Here is an 18,264-nt window from a genome sequence, read left to right on the forward strand (position 1 = left end):
CGGCTCAGGCGCCGAAGGTGCTCACGAGCACCCCGCCCTCCGACTCGCTCACGGTCCAGACGCTGCCGGCGCCGGCCACGCCCAGGGTGCCCTGACCCACGATCAGCACGGTGCCCTCGTCAACGGCGAGGCCGCCGCGGATGAGGCCGGCCTCGGTGGCGGCGACCATCCGGGACAGCGTGCCCTCTTGGGCGACGTGCACGTCCACGGTCACGTCGAGCAGGCCGATGCCGTTCTCGATGGTGATCTCGTCAAGCTCTTCGCTGGCGTCCTGCGGGCTCACCGGCACGCCGCCGATGCGCCAGCCGCCGAGCAGCGCGCGTTCGGCCGCGATCATGGCGCCGGCGGAGTAGCCCAGGTACGGGATGCCGGCGGCCACCTGGCGGCGGATCTCTCCGGCGATCGGGGCGACGGCGGTGAGATAGGCGGGGGTGAGGCCGCCGCCGATGACGATGCCGTCGGCATCCGCTACGGCCAGGAGGGTGGCGAGGCCGTCGTGGGCCAACACGGTGGTGACGGGTTCGAGCGGGCCGCCGGTTTCGAGCGCGGTGACGAGCTGGGCGGCGTGCTCGTCGCCGTCGCCGTCGCGAACGACGAGGATCGCGATCCGCGGCTCGGTGCGACCGGCGGCGCCGGCACGCAGGGTGGCCTCGGCCAGGAACGGCCCGTAGACCGCGGCCGCGTCTTCGGAAGCCCAGCCGCCGCCGACGAGATGGATGCTCATGCGTCGACCACTGTGGTCAGCGGGGTGGCGGTGACGGGCGGCAGCGCCGACCAGGGGAAGATGATCCAGTCGTCGGTCTCGCGCCAGGTGAAGTCGGGCACGTGCACGGTGCGCGGCTTGGTGTACAGGGTGGCCGTGCGCACCTCACCGGCGGATTCACGGAGGATGCCGTCGACCAGGGCGAGGGTGTGGCCGGAGTCTGAGACGTCGTCGACCAGCAGCACCTTCAGGCCCGCGAGTGCGGGGGCATCCAACATCGGACCGGACAGGACGGGCTCTGGCAGGCGCTCGTCGATGCCGGAGTAGAACTCCACGTTGATCGAACCGCAGTTCTTCGTGCCGAGGGCATAGGAGATGGCCCCGGCCAGCAGCAGGCCGCCGCGCGCGATGGCGATGACGACGTCGGGCTGGAAGCCGCTCGCCAGCACGGTGGACGCCAGCGACCTGGACGCGTCGGCGAAGTCGGTCCACTCCAGGATCTCGCGGGGCGGGTCGACGGTGGCGGGGGCTGCGGGGTGCTGGTCGGGTTGCATTTGTCAATGGTAGAACCTCGCGCGGCCGCCGCGCACGGTCGACGGGCCCGGCACCCGGCGGCGCCGCCGATGCGGAAGACTGGTTCCATGATCACACTGCAGCAGGATGCCGCCGGATTCGTCCGCATGAACCGGCACTTCCCGGCCAAGACGCCCATCACCATCGTCTTCACCAACGGGACCAGCGGTGAGTACACCGGCCGCCGCCTCAACGACCTCTACGACGCGGCCCTGGCCTCCTTCCGCGCCGAGAACCGCCTGGACGCCAAGGGCTTCTCCCGCGCACCGGCCAAGACCGTGCACCCCACCAACAACGTGGAATACGTCCCCGTCGAAGCCGGCATGGCCCCCTAGCGAACCGTGCAGCACCTGCCGTACAGCGCCGGGGTCGAGATCGTCCTGCTGCTGGCGTCCCCCACCCACCGGTACGAGGGGCGGCCGGCCGACGGGCCGTTGCCCGCGACCGGCCAGGAGAGCCACCCGAACATCCGGGTGCGCGCGGGCCTGGGCATCGTGGGCGACCGGCATTTCGCCCAGCGCGCGCACCTGCAGGCGTCGGTGACGGTGATGGACGTCGAGGTGCTGGACCTGGTGGCTGACGACCTGGGGCTGCCCCGCTCCCTGGATCCGGTGGCCACCCGGCGGAACATCCTGCTGCGCGGGGTGGACGTCGACGCGCTGCGCGGTACGACCTTTTCGCTGGACAGCGGCGAGGGCCCGGTCGAGTTCCGGGCGCACCGACCGGCGAACCCGTGCGCGTGGCTGGACGTGGTGCTGGCTCCCGGGGCCCACCGGGCGATGCGCGGGCGCGGCGGCATCCGCTGCGAACCGCTGACCGACGGGATGTTGCGGCTCGGGGCCGCGCGAATGCTCAGCAGCATCCCGCTCGCTACGGGTGCCGCCTCGCCCCGCCGGCCAGCACCGCCCGGTAGCCCTCCCGGTAGCTCGGGAAGCTGAAGGCGAAGCCGGTCGCCAGCACCCGCTGGTTGCTGATCCGCTTGTTCCCGCCGCGCCGGTCGCCGGCCTCCACGATTTCGGGCTCGGGCAGGCCGAGTTCGGCGGCGAGGAAGGCCAGCACCTCGGGGCCGGGCACGGGCGTCGAGTCCACCCCCAGGTAGAGCGTTTCCGGTTCGGCGGACCGTAGCATCAGGTGCACGATCAGGGCGGCGGCGTCGTCGCGATGGATCCGGTTGGTGAGCCGGTTCCGGGCTGCGAGGGTGGCCCGGCCTTCCCGCACCTGGGTGATCAGGCGCTCCCGGCCGGGCCCGTAGACGCCGCCGAGGCGGAGCACCACGGCGGCGGGCAGCCGGGCGTGCAACAGCTGTTCGGCCTCGAGCAGGATCGAGTCGGTCCCAGGGCCGGGGTTCGCAGGGGTCGATTCGTCCACCGTGCTGCCGTCGTCGATGTCGTACACCGCGGTGGAGGACACCATCAGGAATCGGCGCGGGGCGATGTGCGCCTCGTCGAGGGCGTCGAGCAGGTTGGCCAGGCCCGTCACATAGGCTGCCCGGTACACCTCAGGGTCGGGACTGCCCGCCGCAACGGTCACGATCACCAGGTCGGTGTCCGGCTGCACAGCCGGTTTCTGGCAGGCGAGGTCGACGGAGTGCCCGTCGAGGGCGGCCGGCAGCAGTTCGGCGCGGCGGCGGAGCCCGACCACGTGGTGGCCGAGCTCGTGCAGGCGAAGGCCCACCTCGGTGCCGAGGTCGCCGCAGCCGGCGATCAGTACAGTCATCCCCCCAGTATGGGTTCCGTGCTGGGTTCCAGGTGCCGCTCCGGCGTGCCGTTGTAGAAGGACAGCGGCCGGATCAACGCGTTCGCGGCCAATTGCTCCATGGTGTGCGCCGTCCAGCCGGTCACCCGCGCGGCGACGAAGAGCGGGGTGAATGTGGCGGTGTCGAAGCCCATCAGGTGGTACGCCGGGCCCGACGGGTAATCGAGGTTGGGCTGGATGCCGGTGCGCGCGTCCATGCCGGCGGCCAGCGCCTCGTACAGTTCGAGCAGGTCGGGGCGGTTGAAGTGTTCGACCAGGGTGACCAGGGCCGCGTGCATGGTGGGCACCCGGGAGTCGCCGTGCTTGTAGACCCGGTGACCGAAGCCCATCACCTTGCGCTTGTGCGAGAGGTTGTCGTCCAACCAGCGTTCGGCGCGCTCCGCCGCCCCCTCGCCCAGGCCGATCTCGGTGAAGATGTGCATGACGGCCTCGTTGGCGCCGCCGTGCAGCGGCCCCTTGAGTGCGCCGACCGCGCCGGTCACGGCCGAGTAGAGGTCGGAGAGCGTGGAGGTGATCACCCGGGCGGTGAACGTCGAGGCGTTGAAGGAATGCTCGGCGTACATGATCATCGACACGTCGAAGGCGTCGACCACCGCGAGTTCCTGCACCTCACCGAAGGTCATGTAGAGGAAGTTCGCGGAGTAGCCCAGGTCGTCCCGCGGTTCGACGAGTTCGAGTCCGTGCCGGCGGCGTTGGTCGTAGGAGACGATGGCGGGCAGCTGGGCGAACAGGCGCAGCGACTTGGTCAGGTTGGCCTCGACCGAGGAGTCCGGAGTGCTGAGGTCGTTGGCGCCGATCACGCTCACCGCCGTGCGCAGCACGTCCATCGGGTCGGCGGAGGTGGGGATCTCGTCGATCACCCGGCGCACCGAGTGGTCGAGGCGCCGGAGCGCCCGCTCGGCCACCTCGAACCCGGCCAGCTGGGCCTCATCGGGCAGTTCGCCGTGCCAGAGCAGGTAGGCGACCTCTTCGAAGCTCTTTTGCGCCGCCAGCTCCTGCACCGGATAGCCGCGGTAGAGCAGGGAGTTGGAGTCGGGGTTGACCCGGGAGACGGCCGTGGAGTCGGCCACCACCCCGGCGAGGCCGCGGTGGATCTCCGGGACGGCCGCTGGTTGTGCGGTGGTCGTGGGGGTGGGCTGGTTCATGGTCATTTCGCTCCTTTGCGTCCTGAGGTCCTGGCCGTACGTGTGCGGTGCCGGGGTGGTGCTGTCGTGGTGCTGTCGTGGTGCTGGGCTAGCCGTCGTGACCGCTCAGAGTGAAATTGAAGATCCCCGAATCGAAGCGATTGTAAGCCTCGTAGTCCAGCAGCGAATAGAGTTCGGCGCGGGTCTGCATGCGCGGCAACGCGCCGGTCAGCGAGCCGTCGGCGAGGATCATGTCGAGCCCGTATTCGGCAGCGCCCATGGCCAGGCGCAGCAACGAGACCGGGAAGATCACGAGGTTGACGCCCACGTCCGCGAGCTGCTCCACCCGGAACAGTTCGCTCTTGCCGAATTCGGTCATGTTCGCCAGGATCGGCACGTCCACGGCGGCGCGGATCGCCTCGAACTCGGCCAGGGTGCCCATGGCCTCGGGGAAGATCGCGTCGGCGCCGGCGTCGACGAGGGCCTTGGCCCGGTCGATCGCCGCGGCCAGGCCGTCGACGGCGCGGATGTCGGTGCGAGCCATCACGAGCAGGTTCGGGTCGCGGCGGGCATCCACCGCCGCACGGATGCGCTTGAGGGCGGTGTCGGTGTCGACGACCTGCTTGCCGTCCAGGTGCCCGCACCGTTTCGGGTTGACCTGGTCTTCGATGTGCAGGCCGGCCACGCCGGCATCCTCGAGGGTCTGCACGGTGCGGGCCACGTTCATCGGCTCGCCGAACCCGGTGTCGGCGTCGACGAGGGTGGGCAGGTCGGTCATCCGGGAGATTTGCTGGCTGCGGCCGGCCACCTCGGTGAGGGTGGTCAGGCCGATGTCGGGCAGGCCGAGGTCGGCGGCGAGCACGGCGCCGGAGATGTAGACCCCTTCGAAGCCCTTTTCCTGGATCATTCGGGCGGAGAGGGGGTTGAACGCGCCGGGGAAGCGCAGCAGGCTACCGGCGGCGAGGTCGGCGCGCAGCTTCTCGCGCTTGGCGGCGGGGGTGAGCGTGGAGTAGAGCATCAGAAGATTCCGTTCAGGTGCGGCAGGGTGTCGAAGCGGCCGGGGCGGGCCACCAGGGTGAGGGCGCCGAGGTCGGTGCTGGAGAGCTCCGGCAGGCGCTGGGCCAGGTCAAGGAACCGGTCGACCTCCCCCGGCGCCAGGACGTCGGCGGCCAGCAGCCGGAACTTGTCGACGTAGTCGGAGCGGACGAAGGGTCGCGCGCCGAGCGGATGCGCATCCGCGACGGCGAGCTCGTCGACCAGGGTGCTGCCGTCGGCGAGGACGATCTCCACCCGGCCGCCGAACGCCTTCTCGGCGGGGTCGGTGGAGTGGTACCGGCGGGTCCATTCGGCGTCCTCGCTGGTGGTCACGGTGTTCCACAGGGCCACCGTGTCCGCCCGACCGGCCCGCTCGGGCAGGTAGGAGTCGACGTGGTGCCAGGCGCCGTCCTGCAGCGCGACAGCGAAGATGTACGGCACCGAGTGGTCAAGGGTTTCCCGGCTCGCCCGCGGGTCGTACTTCTGCGGGTCGTTCGCACCGGAGCCGATCACATTGTGGGTGTGCTGGGAGGTGGCGATGAGGATGCTGCGGATCGCGCCCGGCACGAGGATCTCCGGGTGCTCGCGGTGCAGCTTGCGGGCCAGGTCGATGAGCGCCTGCGCCTGGTACTCGGCGGAGTGCTCCTTGGTGAAGCTGTCCAGGATCGCCCGTTTGGCCTCGCCTGCTGCCGGCAGCGCCACGTCGTAGGCGGCATCCGGGCCATCGAGCAGCCAGGCGATCACCCCGTCCTCGCCCTCGTAGATCGGGGTGGGGCTGGTCTGGCCGCGCATGGCCCGGTCCACGGCCTCCACGGCTATCTTGCCGGCGAAGGCGGGCGCGAAGGCCTTCCAGCTGGAGATCTCACCCTTGCGGGACTGCCGGGTGGCGGTGGTGGTGTGCAGGGCCTGGCCGATGGCCTGGAAGATCACGTCGGGGCCGAGGCCCAGCAGGGTGCCGATGCCGGCCGCGGCGGAGGGGCCCAGGTGGGCGACGTGGTCGATCTTGTGTCGGTGCAGGCTGATCGAGCGGGCCAGGTCGATCTGCACCTCGTAGCCGGTCGCGATGCCGCGCACCAGCTCCCGGCCGGTCAGCCCCCGGGCGGCCGCGAGGTGCTGGGCGACGGCGACGAGCGGCGGGATGTTGTCGCCGGGGTGCGAGTACTCGGCGGCCAGGAACGTGTCGTGGTAGTCCAGCTCCCGCACGGCCACGCCGTTGGCCCAGGCGGCCCACTCCGGGGACACCCGCACGTCGCCGGACGAGCCGAACACCGTCGCGCCGTCGCCGCCGGAGGACCGGGGATGCGCCAGCGCCTGCGACCGGGCGGCCGCGACGGGGTCGCGGGTGAGCGACGCGGCGGCAACGGCGGCGTTGTCGATCACCCGGTTGATGATCATCTCGGTGACGTCGTCGTCGACCGGGACCTCATCTGCCGCCACGGCGGCGATCTTCCAGGCCAGCTGCTCGGTGCGTTCGGGGCTGCTCTCACTTCGGTGCACGCGTACTGCGGTCGTCTGCACGGGGTGGTCCTTTCGGTCGTCGGTGGGTCGGCGTCGTTCGTCGGTCGGGTGGGTCAGGCGGTCGGGTGGGTCAGGCGGTCGGGTCGGTCAGGCGGTCGGGTGGGTGGCTCCGAGCACGGCGAGGACGCTGGCCAGGCTCAGGTGCAGGTGCACGTGGGTGGCGTGCCCGGCGAGCGCCGCATCCCCGTCGATGATCGCGTCGAGGATCAGCAGGTGTTCGGCGGCCGCGGCTCGCAGCCGCACCGGGTTGCCCCTGGCGACCCGGCGGATGCGGGCCAGGTGCGTGCGCACGGCGTCCAGGGCGCCCACGAGGAAGACGTTGTCCACGGCGGCGTCGATGGCGGCGTCGAACTCATCGATGAGGGCGTAATAGCGGTGGATGCCGTCCTCGCCCGCGTCGAGCAGGGCGGGCGCGCCGACGAACCGCCCGCGCAGCATCCGGAACGCCGACCTGTCGCCGGCCCGGGCGGCGAGGGTCGCGGCCCGCTCCTCGAGGGCCTCGCGCAGCTCGTAGAGGTCGTTGATGGACTCGACCGACATCTCGGTGACCGAGAAGCCACGGCCGCTGCGGCCGGCAACGAGGCCGTCTGCCACGAGCCGGGCCACGGCCGAGCGGAGCGGGGTGCGGGAGACGCCGAGCCTGGCGGCCTGTTCCACTTCGAGGAGCACGGTTCCGGCGGGCAGGATGCCGTCGAGGATCTCGTCGCGGAGCACGCGGTAGGCCCGGTCACTCGCCCGCTCCGGTGCGGCCTTGAGGGCCTCTGTATACACAAGCGCATCCTATTCCCCTTTCCTCCCCCATGTGCACGACGGACCACACCTTGTGTATACATGAGAGCTTTAATGGAGAGGTTCGCTCCATGATCCAAACGCACTGGAACCACGCTGTACCGCGATGTCTGGCGGCGGAGCATCGACGAGCGCGAAGACTTCTGGCTGGACGCCGCCCGCGGCATCGACTGGGTGAACCCACCGAGCACCGCATTGTCCCAGCGCTCCGCCACGGACTACAGCTGGTTCGCCGACGGCACCCTCAACACGAGCTACAACGCCCTGGACCGGCACATGCTCGTCAGCCGCGGCGACCACGCGGCGCCGATCAGCCCTAACTGTTCCCCGTGCGGACTTCTGCACCCGGTGTGCCGGGTCCTTTTGTCCGGACGGGGAACAGTTGTGTCAGTCAGCGCGGGGCGAGCGGTCCGCGGGCGACCAGGTGCGGCGCGGCTTGGGCGACGGGCTTGACTACGAGCAGGTCCACGTTCACGTGGGCCGGCAGTTCCACGGCGGCCACGATGGTCGCGGCGATGTCCTCGGCCAGCAGCGGATGCGGCACGTTCGTGTACGCGGCCCTGGCCTTCTCGGCATCACCGTCGAAGCGCACCAGGCCGAATTCCTCGGTCTGCACCATGCCCGGCGCGATCTCGATCACCCGGATCGGTTCACCGTTCAGCTCCAGCCGCAGGACCTCGGTCATGGCGTGCGCGGCGAACTTGGCGGCGTTGTAGCCGCCGCCGCCGAGGTACGCCGTGTGCCCGGCGATCGAGGTGATGTTGACGATGTCGGCTGATGCGGCGGCGCCGGCCGCATCCGGCCCCGCGGTGAGCGACGCCCGCAGCAACGGCAGCACCGCGCTGGTCACCCGCTTCACGGCCAGCACGTTGATCTCGAACATCCACGCCCAGTCCTCGATGGCGCCGGCCTCGACCGAGTCGAGCCCCTTCGCGCCGCCGGCGTTGTTGACCAGGGCGTGCACCGGGCCGGACCCGGCCAGGTAGTCACGCAGCTTGTCGACATCGGCCTGCACCGTGAGGTCGCCCGGGAACACGGCCGCGCCGGTCTCCTCCGCCAGCGCCGCGAGCCGGTCGGCGCGACGCGCCACGCCCACCACATCCCAGCCGTGCTCGCGGAACAGGCGCACGGTGGCCGCTCCGATTCCGCTGCTTGCCCCGGTGACCACGACTCTTCTTTTGCCCATTGGCCTATTCTGCCCGGAGAATGGACACGATGAGTTCGCCGACCGACGCACCCCACAAGCACAAGCGCCGCGTACCCCTCTGGGACAACGCCCGCTGGATCGCCATCACCCTGATGGTGATCGGTCACGCGATCCTCAAGCTGATCGGCGAATCGGACCCCGCCTACGGCGTCTACCTGTTCATCTACGCCTTCCACGTGCCGGTGTTCGTCGCCGTCAGCGGGTACTTCGCCAAGTCCGGCCCGCCCGGCCCTCGTCAGATGCACCGGCTGGTGACCGACGTCGTCTTCCCGTACCTGATCTTCCAGACCATCTGGACGCTGATCACCTGGGCGCTCAGCGGCACCCTCACAGTGGACTACTCGGCGCCGTCCTGGACGCTGTGGTTCCTGATCGCCCTCGCGATCTGGCGGGTGGTCCTGCCGTACCTGGTGCTGATGCGCTACCCGCTGCTGATCAGCATCGCGATCTCGGTGGGCGCCGGGTACGTCGGCGACATCGACAGCACCTTCTCGCTGTCGCGCACGCTCGGGCTGCTGCCGTTCTTCGTGTTCGGCTGGCGGCTGCGCCAGTGGCCGCTCACCGCGAGCTGGATGCACCTCTCCCCCGCCGCCGTGTGGCGCTGGCGGTCCGGCGCGATCGCCCTGTTCGCCGCCCTGGCCCTGGCCATCACGATCAACATCGTCGGCGTGCGGGACCTGCGGCTGCGCAGCTTCACCCTGTACGACGAGGCGTACTGGCAATTCGGTTACGACCAGTTCTGGGCCGGCGTGATCCGCCTGGGCCTGATGGTGGCGTCGTTCGGTTTCATCCTGGCGTTCCTGATGCTGATGCCGCGCCGGGCCACCTGGTTCACCCCGCTCGGCGCCGCGACCATGTACATCTACCTGCTGCACACCTTCCTGCTCTACCCGCTGCGGGAAACCGGCGTGCTCGACGGGCCGCAGCCGGGCTGGGTGCTGCCGGCGATCATCCTGCTGGCCATCGGCATCTCGGTGCTGCTGTCCCTGCCGGTGGTTCGGCGGGTCTTCCGGCCCCTCGTGGAACCCCGGCTGCGTTGGCTGTTCCGGCAGGAACCGTCCACCCACACGGGCACCATCGTGCTGCCGCACGGGCCGGGCAAGCCCTAGCGCGACCGCCCGCGCGCGTCTGCACCGCGCGCAGATGACGCCGTGTTTCGGGTCCCCATTGTCGGTCGAGGCTCTGCTGCCTAGGGTTGCTGCAGAGAGGCGGAGCGGCTAGCTCCGCGAGCGACACCTCGGGGAGTTGCCCCGACCATCAGCAGGGAGAGAGACCCATGAGCGACACCGCAGACTGGAAGTTCGAAACCAAGCAGGTCCACTCCGGGGCTCGCCCGGACCCGACCACCAACGCGCGGGCAACGCCGATCTACCAGACCACCTCGTACGTCTTCAACAACGCCGAGCATGCTCAGAACCTGTTCGCGCTAGCCGAATTCGGCAACATCTACACCCGCATCCAGAACCCGACCCAGGCCGTGGTCGAAGAACGTGTCGCCGCCCTCGAGGGCGGTACCGGCGCCCTGCTCGTGGCCAGCGGCCAGGCCGCGTCGACGTTCGCGGTGCTCAACATCGCCCAGGCCGGCGACCACATCGTGTCGTCCAGCTCGATCTACGGCGGCACCTACAACCTGTTCAAGTACACGCTGAAGAAGCTCGGCATCGAAACCACCTTCGTCGAGGACCAGGACGACGCCGCCGAGTGGGCCCGCGCGGTGCGGCCGAACACCAAGCTGTTCTTCGCCGAGACCATCGGCAACCCGAAGATCAACATCCTCGACATCGCCCTCGTCGCGGAGGTCGCGCACAGCAACGGGGTGCCGTTGATCGTGGACAACACCATCGCCACGCCGTACCTGCTGCGCCCGTTCGAGCACGGCGCCGACATCGTGGTGCACTCCGCCACCAAGTTCCTCGGCGGCCACGGCACCATCATCGGCGGCGTCGTCGTGGACGGCGGGCTGTTCGAGTGGTCGGCCAACGTGGAGAAGTTCCCCGGCCTGACCGAACCCGACCCGTCCTACCACGGGGCCAGTTACACCAAGGCGGTCGGCGACAGCCTCGCCTTCATCATCAAGGCTCGGGTGCAGCTGCTGCGCGACCTCGGCAGCGCCATCGCCCCGGCGAGCGCCTGGCAGCTCATCCAGGGCATCGAGACGCTGAGCCTCCGCATCGAGAGGCACGTGTCCAACGCGCAGACCATCGCCGAGTTCCTCGAGAACCACCCGGACATCGCGTCAGTCAACTACGCCGGCCTGCCGTCCAGCCCCTGGTACGCCGCGGCCAACAAGTACCTGCCGCTGGGCGTGGGCGCGGTGCTCTCCTTCGAGCTCAAGGGCGGGTTGGATGCCGGCCGGGCGCTGGTGGATAACCTGGCACTGTTCAGCCACCTGGCCAACATCGGCGATGTGCGGTCCCTCGTGATCCACCCGGCCTCCACCACGCACGCCCAGCTCACCCCGGAGCAGCAGCTCACCGCCGGTGTGACGCCCGGCCTGGTGCGGCTCTCCCTGGGCATCGAGAACGTCGTCGACCTGCAGGCCGACCTCGAAACCGGACTGGCCGCCGCCCGCGCCGTGGTCCTGGCCTCACGCGCCAACGCGTAGCCGTCCCGTCCGGTTCCGTTCCGTTCCGCGAGAGCGGTGAAACGGTTGCTTCCCGTTCGGGAGGCAACGGATAGGTCGCTTTCGCGGACTCGGGTGGGACGCAAGTGACGTAACAATGCGCGGATGGGCGCGAAAAGTCGAGAAGATTGAGCCATATGGAATGGCAATTCTCCGAGGACACCGTCCCGTCGACCTTCGTCACCGACGCGCAGGTGCGCTCCCTGCTGGGCAAACCGCCCGTGACGGGCGGCTGGCGCGACGGTGACCCCGTCGGCGACCGCCGGTTCCTGGACATCGGCGCGCTGGACCTCGAGGCCGGCGGCCACCTCGGCGCCGTGCGGATCGCCTACGAGACCTGGGGCGAGCTGAACCCCGCCGGCGACAACGCCGTCCTGGTGCTGCACGCCCTCACCGGCGACAGCCACCTGGTCGGCCCGTCCGGGCCGGGCCACCCCACCGCGGGGTGGTGGAGCGGCATCGTCGGTCCGGGCCTGGCCATCGACACCGAGCGGTGGTTCGTGGTCGCACCCAATATGCTCGGCGGCTGCCAGGGCAGCACCGGCCCCGGCTCCCTCGCGCCCGACGGCTCGGAGTGGGGCCCCCGGTTCCCGTACCTGACCATCCGCGACCAGGTCGCCGCGCAGGTGGCGTTCACCGACCGGCTCGGCATCGACCGCTGGGCCGCGATCATCGGCGGTTCGATGGGCGGCATGCACGTGCTCGAATGGGGCATCGACCAGCCCGGCCGGGTCGACCGGTTGGCCGTCCTGGCGGCCCCGCCGGTCACCACCGCCGACCAGGTCGCCCTCAACTCGGTGCAGATCGAGGCGATCCGCACCGACCCGCTGTTCCGCGCCGGCGACTACTACGACGCCGAGCCCGGAGCCGGCCCCAGCCGGGGGCTCGCCCTGGCCCGGCGGATGGCGCTGCTCAACTACCGCAGCCCGTCCGAGCTCAACATGCGCTTCGAGCGCAGCTGGCAGAGCGATCTGAGCCCGCTGGGCGGCGGCGGCCGGTTCGCCGTCGAGTCGTATCTGGACTTCCACGGCAACAAGTTCACCCGCCGGTTCGACGCGAACAGCTACATCACCCTGGTCGAGTCCATGAATTCGCACGACATCGGCCGGGGCCGGGGCGGGGTCGCTGCGGCCCTCGGCCTCGTCACGGCGCGCACCCTCGTCGTCGGCATCGACAGCGACAGGTTGTTCCCGGTCGAGGGCCAGCGGATCATCGCGGCCGGCCTCGCCCGGGGCGGCGTCGGCCTGGACGACGCCTCGCCCGTCGTGCTCCGGTCCGGCTACGGCCACGACGGGTTCCTCATCGAGAACGCCGCCGTCGGCGCCCAGCTGCGGCGGCTGCTCGGCTGAGGCGCCCGCGGGTTGACAGCGGCCCCGCCCGGGAGAAGTCTGACAGCGTTCGACCCGCGGAGAGGACTCGCTGTCATGAAACCCGGCCCGCTCATCATGCTCCTGATCGGCACGATCCTGACCCTGGTCGGGGTCGGGCTGGTCGCCGCGGGCACGGTGGCGGCCATCGCCAACGGCGTCCAGGGTCGTGACGGCTACTTCTCCAGCCGCACCGCCGAGTTCTCCACTGACGGTTACGCCCTGACCAGCCCGACCCTCGGTCCGGTCACCAGCGCCGACGTTCCCGCACCGCTGAACCTGGACATCGCCCGGATCAGGCTGGAGGCGACCGGCGCCGACTCCGGCGGCGTGTTCGTCGGCATCGCCAGCGCGGCCGACGTGGCCGACTACCTCGCCGGGGTGGACCACACCGAGGTGCGCGGCATCCGTACCGATCCGTTCCGGGTGCGCTACGCGGATGTCCCCGGCTCGGTGCGCCCGGAGGCTCCGGCAGAGCAGGACATCTGGGTGGCCTCCGCCTCCGGCGCCGGCAGCCAGGAACTCACCTGGCGAGTGCAGCCGGGGTCCTGGGCCCTGGTGGTGATGAACGCGGATGCCGACCCCGCCGTGACCGTGGACATGCAAGCCGGGGTGCGGAGCGGCCTGCTGGCCCCGGCTGCGGCGACCCTGCTGATCATCGGCATCCTCACCCTGCTCATCGGCCTGGCGCTGGTGATCCTCGGCGTTCTCGGACTCGGCCGCGGCGGACCCGCCCCATCCAGCCGGCCGGAAGCGACGGTGCCCGTCGTGCCGGCCGAACCCGACCTGCCTGGCGCCGACTACCCGGCCCGGCTGACCGGCCGCCTCGACCCCGACCTGTCCCGGGCGCTCTGGCTGGTCAAGTGGATCCTGGTGATCCCGCACCTCATCGTGCTGTTCTTCCTCTGGGTCGGCTTCGCGGTGAGCACCGTCGTCGCCGGCTTCGCGATCCTCTTCACCGGCCGGTATCCACGCGCGATCTTCACCTACAACGTCGGCGTCCTGCGCTGGAACTGGCGGGTGGGCTTCTACGCGTACTCCGCGCTCGGCACCGACAGGTACCCGCCGTTCAGCCTCGCCGCCACCGACTATCCGGCCGACCTCGAGGTGGACTACCCCGCCCATCTCTCGCATGGACTCGTGCTCGTCAAATGGTGGCTCCTGGTTCTGCCGCACCTGTTCATCGTCGCGATCATCACGGGCGGCGCCTGGTCGTGGACCTGGTCGCGGAACGACGACGCGGCCTGGACCAGGACCACCGACTCGGGGTTCTCCCTCCTCGGCCTGCTGGTGCTCATCGCGGCCGTGATCCTGCTCTTCAGCGGCCGCTACCGGCGGGGCCTGTTCAACCTGATCATCGGCCTGAACCGCTGGTTCTACCGGGTGGTCGTCTACGCGGCCCTGATGCGCGACGAATACCCGCCGTTCCGGCTGGACCAGGGCCCGCTGGATCCCGGGAGCCTGGCCGCGCCGCCGGCCGCGCCCGGGGTTGACAGCCCCTCGTAACGGGAGAACGCTGACAGCATCCGTGGCCGTCGGAAGGACCCACCCGCAATGAAACCCGGCCCCCTGATCATGCTGATCCTCGGCATCGTCCTGACCCTGTTCGGCGGGGCCCTCGTGGCCGGTGGCGCGGTCGCCGCCCTGGGGAACGCCGCGCAGGGCACCGACGGCTTCTTCACCAGCCCGGCCGAGGCGCTCAGCACCGACTCGTACGCGTTGACCAGCCGGTTCGACGCACCCGCCGGCAGGGTGCCGGAGGGCGCCGGGCCGGTGGATCCCGACCTCGCCAGCTTCCTCGTGGAGGTCGCCAGCACCACCGGCTCGGACGTCTTCGTCGGCATCGCCCCCACCGACGACGTGGCCGGATATCTCGCCGGCGTCGCCCACACCGAGGTCCGCGACATCCAGACCGACCCGTTCCGGGTGAATTACCTCGACGTGCCCGGCACCGAACGGCCCGAACCGCCCACGTCCCAGGACTTCTGGATCCAATCGGCCAGTGGGCCCGGCCGCCAGTCGATCACCACGTCCTGGGAGCCCGGCGCCTTCTCCCTCGTGGTGATGAACGCGGATGCCGGCCAGCAGGTCTCCGTCGACGTGCGCCTCGGCGCCCGCACCGGCCTGCTCGGCCCGGTCGCGACTGCGCTGCTGGGCGTGGGTGTCCTCCTGGTCCTGGTGGGGCTGCTCCTGTTGATCCTCGGCGTGGTCGGCCTGGCCAGGGGCGGCCGGTCGAACCAGAGCCCGCCCGCAACCGGCCCGGGCGCGCCGGCTCCGGCCGTGCCGGCCGCGCCGGAGCGTCCCCGGTACCCGGCCGGCTGAGTGGTTCTCGCCATGAGCATCGCCCGGCGGGGACCGTCGAACCCGCTGCAGCGCCGGAGCGCCGACAGCCTCTTCCTGCAGTACTGGCTGTTCTGGGTCACCCTCGGCGAAACCGTGGGGTTCCTCGCGCCGGCGCTCGCTCAACTGGCGTTCGCCGCCTCCCCGGTGCGGATCCCCGCCCTGATCCTGGCCGGCGCGGTGGAAGGCGCCGTGCTCGGCTGGACGCAGGCCAACGTGCTCCGCAGCCGGCTGCCGGCCCTGTCACGGGCCCGATGGGTGGGTGCCACAGCCCTCGGCGCCGCCGTGGCATGGTTCATCGGCCTGCTGCCGGCCGAGTGGGCGGACGTCTGGCAGCGCTGGCCGGCGGCCGGGCAGGCCACCGCCGGCCTCGTGGCCGCGTCGGTGCTGCTCACCGTAATCGGCATCGCCCAACGGGCCGAGCTCAGCCGGCACTGCCGGGGGGCGGCGTGGTGGATCGCCGGCAGCGCGGCGGCCTGGTGCGCCGGCCTGATCGTCTTCTTCGCGGTGGCCACTCCGCTGTGGCAGCCGGGCCAGCCGGCCGTGCTCGTCCTCCTGATCGGGGTTCTCGCCGGCGTCCTGATGGCGTTCACCATGGCGCTCGTCAGCTGGCTCGTCCTGCTGCGCTTACTGCCCATCAAAACCCCTAGTCAACCCGTCTAAAATCCCGCAAGGGCCGATAAGGTGCAGGTAGAGCACTCATGAGGAGCCAGCAGCCATGCCACGCATCGCCAAAGAGCGAGACCGCGTCCTTCGCCGGGCCGCCCGGGCGACCGGAGCGGCGGGTTCGATAGCGACCCTCCCGTACCTCGCGGTTCCCAACGGGGTGCGACTGCCCGTGATCCTGGCTGTGCTGCCCCTGATCATGGTGATCCTCGGGTGCCAGTACCTGCTCGGTCGCAACGGCGCCATGCGCTGGGTGCTGCCGGTCGTGGTGCTGGGCACCGCCGTCATCCTCATCGTCGGTCTGATGTCGACGGCCCAGGTCGGGCTGAACCTGGTCGAGGAGGCAGTCATCGGCAGTGTGGGCGGAGCGGTGGTCAGCTGCGTCGCCCCCGTCCTGGTGGTCGGTCCCCGGCGGCAGATCGGGCTCTTCGCCACCTTCGGCGTCACCGTGGCGGCCGTGTCCCTCGTCACGATCTCGGCCGGCGGCTCCGTCCTGCCGCTCGCCCTGACGATGAGCGGATGGGCGGCGCTGTCGCTCGGCGGCTGGTGGATCGCGCAGAGCGTGCCCCGGGCGCTGGAGCGCATCGCCGCGATCGGCCGGGCCCACCAGGCCGAACGGCACGCCAGCGAGCTCGAGGCGCAGCGCCGGCAGGGTGCCCGGCTGTTGCACGACACAGTGCTGGCCACCCTCACCCTGCTCGCCCACTCCGGGGTCGGCGTCACTCCGGCCGCGCTGCGGCAGCAGTCCGGTGAGGACGCCCAGCTGCTGCGTCAGCTGCGGCTGGGCGGCCTGCCCACTCCCAGCCGTTCCGGCATCTATACCCTGGAGCCGGCCAGCGTCGGAACGCTGGGCAGCACTCTGGCATCCGTCAAGCAACGCTTCGGCCGGATGGGACTCGACGTCGACTGGCACGGCAGCGGCCAGGTGCTCCTGCCCAGCGAGGTTCTCGATTCGTTCCTGCTCGCCCTGGGTGAGTGCCTGGAGAACGTGCGCCGGCACTCGGGGGTCAGTCGCGCGGACGTCACCATCTCCGACGATGACGTCACCGTGCGGGCCATGGTGACGGATGCCGGCATTGGTTTCGATCTCACCGCTGTGAGCACCGAACGGCTCGGGTTCGCCGAGTCGGTGGTGGCCCGGTTGCGTGACGTCGGCGGCAACGCACGGGTGTTCTCCTCGCCCGGCGCCGGGACCACCGTGGTGCTGGAGGTGCCCAAGTGAGCCAGGGAACATCGACGGCAGGTCCCGTCTCCGCTGAACCCCGCGCCGATCCCGCGGCGCTGGCGCACCGGCAGCTTCTCGACGATCAGCGTGACGAGCGCCGGCGCACCTTCCGGCGGCCGCAGCGCACGGTCGACACCACCCGCGCCAACCGCGACGGCCTGGGCGGCCGCCACCTGGGCATCGGCCTGTCCCTGAGCGCCGGTATCGTGGCCATGTTCCTCCTGTGGCGGTTCGCGGATCAATGGGAGCTCTACGCGGATCCGCTGCCCACCCTGGCCGCCTGGGCGGTGCTGCTCCTCGCCGGCGCGACCACCCTGGTCTTCATCAACCGGGTCTCGAACCGGATGCCCACCTGGCTGTTCCTGACCGTGCTCGCCACCGGCGAGCTCATCGTGGCCCTCGACCTCGCCGGGTACGGCCGCGGCGACACCGCCGGCGCCTACCCGACGGCCGCGGCGGCGGTCGGCGCGTTGTTCACCGCCCTGGCCACCGTGCGGCGCGGCCGGGACGTCGTGGCCGCGACGCTGGTGCTCGGCGCCGTGGTCTCGGCCGGTTCCCTCACCGTCGAACGGGGTGATTCGTTCGCGCTGGCGCCGGCCATCCTCACCATCGGCCTGTGCGTGTTCCCCCCAATCCTGGGGGTATCCGTCGCCCGGGTGTTCCGGCGGATGGTGCAGCGCGAACTCGACCTAGTGCTCGTGCAGAGCACCGTCACCCAGTCCTCCTCAGCGGTCGGAATGCTCGCCTCCGAGGAGCTGGCCCGCATCGACCTCGACGCGGAAACCTTGCTCGATGACGTTGCCACGGGCCGCACCGCCCTGCCGCTGAGCCAGGCGAAGTCCACGGCCGCGGCCGCACTGGCCACCCAGCTGCGCCTGCACCTCATCGAGGGCCGCCGGGAGACCTGGCTGCACCACGCGCTCACCGAGTCGGAGTTTCTCGGCCCCGCGGTGAACCTCGACGACCCCTTCGGGCTGGCCGGCCAGCTCTCACCGGTGCAGCGGGACGCCCTTCTTCTGGCAATATGGCTTCTGATCAGCGACACGGATGGGGCGGAGCCGACGGTTTCGCTCGTATTCGGGCCGCTGGGCCGCACCAGCGGCCACGCCGTCGGTGAAATGCTGCGGTTTCCGATCCAGATCGTCATCGAGGGCGTACCCCGGCGGCGCGTCGACCCGGAGACGTGGCAGGCCATCCGTGCAGTCGGCCCTCACATCGACACGGTTCGAAGCGGACAACTCCACGTCGACATCGAGTGCAGTATTGACAATCCAGCGGATGCGTAACCGCGCCAGCCGGCGCGAGGATCATCCGTCGGGGGAACCATGCAACAGGAGGC

Annotated in this window: 19 protein-coding genes; 11 read left to right on the forward strand and 8 right to left on the reverse strand. The window is 70.6% G+C overall.

The window, feature by feature from the left end:
* Window positions 1-4: 4 nt before the first annotated feature.
* Both JWP54_RS13130 and JWP54_RS13135 read right to left on the reverse strand, forming a co-directional pair.
* Window positions 5-724, reverse strand: a complete 720-nt coding sequence (locus tag JWP54_RS13130; RefSeq protein ID WP_297372791.1) for a Type 1 glutamine amidotransferase-like domain-containing protein — start codon at window positions 722-724, stop codon at window positions 5-7.
* Window positions 721-1,257: a phosphoribosyltransferase gene (locus tag JWP54_RS13135; protein WP_297372793.1), complete on the reverse strand. Its 537-nt coding sequence runs from the start codon at window positions 1,255-1,257 to the stop codon at window positions 721-723. The genes JWP54_RS13130 and JWP54_RS13135 overlap by 4 nt, the downstream gene beginning before the upstream one ends.
* Window positions 1,258-1,344: 87 nt before the next feature.
* Between JWP54_RS13135 and JWP54_RS13140 the strand changes: the two genes are divergently transcribed.
* Window positions 1,345-1,611 (forward strand): hypothetical protein, encoded by a 267-nt coding sequence (locus tag JWP54_RS13140; protein WP_297372795.1) that lies wholly within the window; start codon window positions 1,345-1,347, stop codon window positions 1,609-1,611.
* Window positions 1,612-1,617: 6 nt separating this feature from the next.
* Window positions 1,618-2,214 carry an MOSC domain-containing protein gene (locus JWP54_RS13145; protein ID WP_297372797.1) on the forward strand — a complete coding sequence of 199 codons (597 nt, stop codon included), beginning with the start codon at window positions 1,618-1,620 and terminating at the stop codon, window positions 2,212-2,214.
* Here the strand turns inward: JWP54_RS13145 and JWP54_RS13150 are convergent.
* The 5 genes from JWP54_RS13150 to JWP54_RS13170 all read right to left on the reverse strand — a co-directional run bounded on the left by JWP54_RS13150 (window position 2,147) and on the right by JWP54_RS13170 (window position 7,479).
* Complete coding sequence (locus tag JWP54_RS13150; protein ID WP_297372799.1) at window positions 2,147-2,992, reverse strand: NAD-dependent epimerase/dehydratase family protein; 846 nt, start codon at window positions 2,990-2,992, stop codon at window positions 2,147-2,149. The genes JWP54_RS13145 and JWP54_RS13150 overlap by 68 nt on opposite strands.
* Window positions 2,989-4,182, reverse strand: coding sequence for a bifunctional 2-methylcitrate synthase/citrate synthase (locus tag JWP54_RS13155; RefSeq protein ID WP_297372801.1), 1,194 nt, complete (start codon window positions 4,180-4,182; stop codon window positions 2,989-2,991). The genes JWP54_RS13150 and JWP54_RS13155 overlap by 4 nt, the downstream gene beginning before the upstream one ends.
* Window positions 4,183-4,264: 82 nt before the next feature.
* Window positions 4,265-5,173: a methylisocitrate lyase gene (gene prpB, locus JWP54_RS13160; protein WP_297372803.1), complete on the reverse strand. Its 909-nt coding sequence runs from the start codon at window positions 5,171-5,173 to the stop codon at window positions 4,265-4,267.
* Window positions 5,173-6,708, reverse strand: coding sequence for an MmgE/PrpD family protein (locus JWP54_RS13165; RefSeq protein WP_297372805.1), 1,536 nt, complete (start codon window positions 6,706-6,708; stop codon window positions 5,173-5,175). The genes prpB and JWP54_RS13165 overlap by 1 nt, the downstream gene beginning before the upstream one ends.
* 87 nt (window positions 6,709-6,795) lie before the next feature.
* Window positions 6,796-7,479 carry a GntR family transcriptional regulator gene (locus JWP54_RS13170; RefSeq protein ID WP_297372806.1) on the reverse strand — a complete coding sequence of 228 codons (684 nt, stop codon included), beginning with the start codon at window positions 7,477-7,479 and terminating at the stop codon, window positions 6,796-6,798.
* 114 nt (window positions 7,480-7,593) lie between these two features.
* On the opposite strand from JWP54_RS13170, the gene JWP54_RS13175 reads away from it, so the two are divergent.
* A complete protein-coding gene (locus tag JWP54_RS13175) occupies window positions 7,594-7,950 on the forward strand; it encodes an acetyl-coenzyme A synthetase N-terminal domain-containing protein (protein WP_297372837.1) in 357 nt (118 codons plus the stop codon).
* Here the strand turns inward: JWP54_RS13175 and JWP54_RS13180 are convergent.
* Window positions 7,889-8,683 carry an SDR family NAD(P)-dependent oxidoreductase gene (locus tag JWP54_RS13180; RefSeq protein ID WP_297372807.1) on the reverse strand — a complete coding sequence of 265 codons (795 nt, stop codon included), beginning with the start codon at window positions 8,681-8,683 and terminating at the stop codon, window positions 7,889-7,891. The genes JWP54_RS13175 and JWP54_RS13180 overlap by 62 nt on opposite strands.
* Window positions 8,684-8,712: 29 nt before the next feature.
* On the opposite strand from JWP54_RS13180, the gene JWP54_RS13185 reads away from it, so the two are divergent.
* The 8 genes from JWP54_RS13185 to JWP54_RS13220 all read left to right on the forward strand — a co-directional run bounded on the left by JWP54_RS13185 (window position 8,713) and on the right by JWP54_RS13220 (window position 18,211).
* Window positions 8,713-9,813, forward strand: a complete 1,101-nt coding sequence (locus tag JWP54_RS13185; protein WP_297372808.1) for an acyltransferase family protein — start codon at window positions 8,713-8,715, stop codon at window positions 9,811-9,813.
* 167 nt (window positions 9,814-9,980) lie between these two features.
* Window positions 9,981-11,309 carry a bifunctional o-acetylhomoserine/o-acetylserine sulfhydrylase gene (locus tag JWP54_RS13190; protein ID WP_297372809.1) on the forward strand — a complete coding sequence of 443 codons (1,329 nt, stop codon included), beginning with the start codon at window positions 9,981-9,983 and terminating at the stop codon, window positions 11,307-11,309.
* 155 nt (window positions 11,310-11,464) lie between these two features.
* Entirely contained in the window at window positions 11,465-12,676 is a 1,212-nt protein-coding gene (locus JWP54_RS13195; RefSeq protein WP_297372811.1) for a homoserine O-acetyltransferase, read from the forward strand.
* A gap of 75 nt (window positions 12,677-12,751) precedes the next feature.
* Window positions 12,752-14,200, forward strand: coding sequence for a DUF4389 domain-containing protein (locus JWP54_RS13200; RefSeq protein WP_297372813.1), 1,449 nt, complete (start codon window positions 12,752-12,754; stop codon window positions 14,198-14,200).
* A 48-nt stretch (window positions 14,201-14,248) separates the two neighbouring features.
* Window positions 14,249-15,016: a hypothetical protein gene (locus JWP54_RS13205; protein ID WP_297372815.1), complete on the forward strand. Its 768-nt coding sequence runs from the start codon at window positions 14,249-14,251 to the stop codon at window positions 15,014-15,016.
* 12 nt (window positions 15,017-15,028) lie between these two features.
* A complete protein-coding gene (locus tag JWP54_RS13210; protein ID WP_297372817.1) occupies window positions 15,029-15,697 on the forward strand; it encodes a hypothetical protein in 669 nt (222 codons plus the stop codon).
* Window positions 15,698-15,752: 55 nt separating this feature from the next.
* Window positions 15,753-16,922: an ATP-binding protein gene (locus JWP54_RS13215; RefSeq protein ID WP_297372819.1), complete on the forward strand. Its 1,170-nt coding sequence runs from the start codon at window positions 15,753-15,755 to the stop codon at window positions 16,920-16,922.
* On the forward strand, window positions 16,919-18,211 hold the full coding sequence (locus JWP54_RS13220) for a hypothetical protein (protein ID WP_297372820.1): 1,293 nt from the start codon (window positions 16,919-16,921) through the stop codon (window positions 18,209-18,211). The genes JWP54_RS13215 and JWP54_RS13220 overlap by 4 nt, the downstream gene beginning before the upstream one ends.
* Window positions 18,212-18,264: the final 53 nt, after the last annotated feature.

It is taken from the genome of Cryobacterium sp., from assembly GCF_025463825.1.
Lineage (GTDB): Bacteria > Actinomycetota > Actinomycetes > Actinomycetales > Microbacteriaceae > Cryobacterium.

What these genes read in the sequence shown, in the direction of transcription:
- JWP54_RS13130 (WP_297372791.1), bottom strand. Translation starts at nt 724, where the DNA reads ATGAGCATCCATCTCGTCGGCGGCGGCTGGGCTTCCGAAGACGCGGCC.
- JWP54_RS13135 (WP_297372793.1), bottom strand. Translation starts at nt 1,257, where the DNA reads ATGCAACCCGACCAGCACCCCGCAGCCCCCGCCACCGTCGACCCGCCC.
- JWP54_RS13140 (WP_297372795.1), top strand. Translation starts at nt 1,345, where the DNA reads ATGATCACACTGCAGCAGGATGCCGCCGGATTCGTCCGCATGAACCGG.
- JWP54_RS13150 (WP_297372799.1), bottom strand. Translation starts at nt 2,992, where the DNA reads ATGACTGTACTGATCGCCGGCTGCGGCGACCTCGGCACCGAGGTGGGC.
- JWP54_RS13155 (WP_297372801.1), bottom strand. Translation starts at nt 4,182, where the DNA reads ATGACCATGAACCAGCCCACCCCCACGACCACCGCACAACCAGCGGCC.
- prpB (WP_297372803.1), bottom strand. Translation starts at nt 5,173, where the DNA reads ATGCTCTACTCCACGCTCACCCCCGCCGCCAAGCGCGAGAAGCTGCGC.
- JWP54_RS13180 (WP_297372807.1), bottom strand. Translation starts at nt 8,683, where the DNA reads ATGGGCAAAAGAAGAGTCGTGGTCACCGGGGCAAGCAGCGGAATCGGA.
- JWP54_RS13185 (WP_297372808.1), top strand. Translation starts at nt 8,713, where the DNA reads ATGAGTTCGCCGACCGACGCACCCCACAAGCACAAGCGCCGCGTACCC.
- JWP54_RS13190 (WP_297372809.1), top strand. Translation starts at nt 9,981, where the DNA reads ATGAGCGACACCGCAGACTGGAAGTTCGAAACCAAGCAGGTCCACTCC.
- JWP54_RS13195 (WP_297372811.1), top strand. Translation starts at nt 11,465, where the DNA reads ATGGAATGGCAATTCTCCGAGGACACCGTCCCGTCGACCTTCGTCACC.
- JWP54_RS13200 (WP_297372813.1), top strand. Translation starts at nt 12,752, where the DNA reads ATGAAACCCGGCCCGCTCATCATGCTCCTGATCGGCACGATCCTGACC.
- JWP54_RS13205 (WP_297372815.1), top strand. Translation starts at nt 14,249, where the DNA reads ATGAAACCCGGCCCCCTGATCATGCTGATCCTCGGCATCGTCCTGACC.
- JWP54_RS13210 (WP_297372817.1), top strand. Translation starts at nt 15,029, where the DNA reads ATGAGCATCGCCCGGCGGGGACCGTCGAACCCGCTGCAGCGCCGGAGC.
- JWP54_RS13215 (WP_297372819.1), top strand. Translation starts at nt 15,753, where the DNA reads ATGCCACGCATCGCCAAAGAGCGAGACCGCGTCCTTCGCCGGGCCGCC.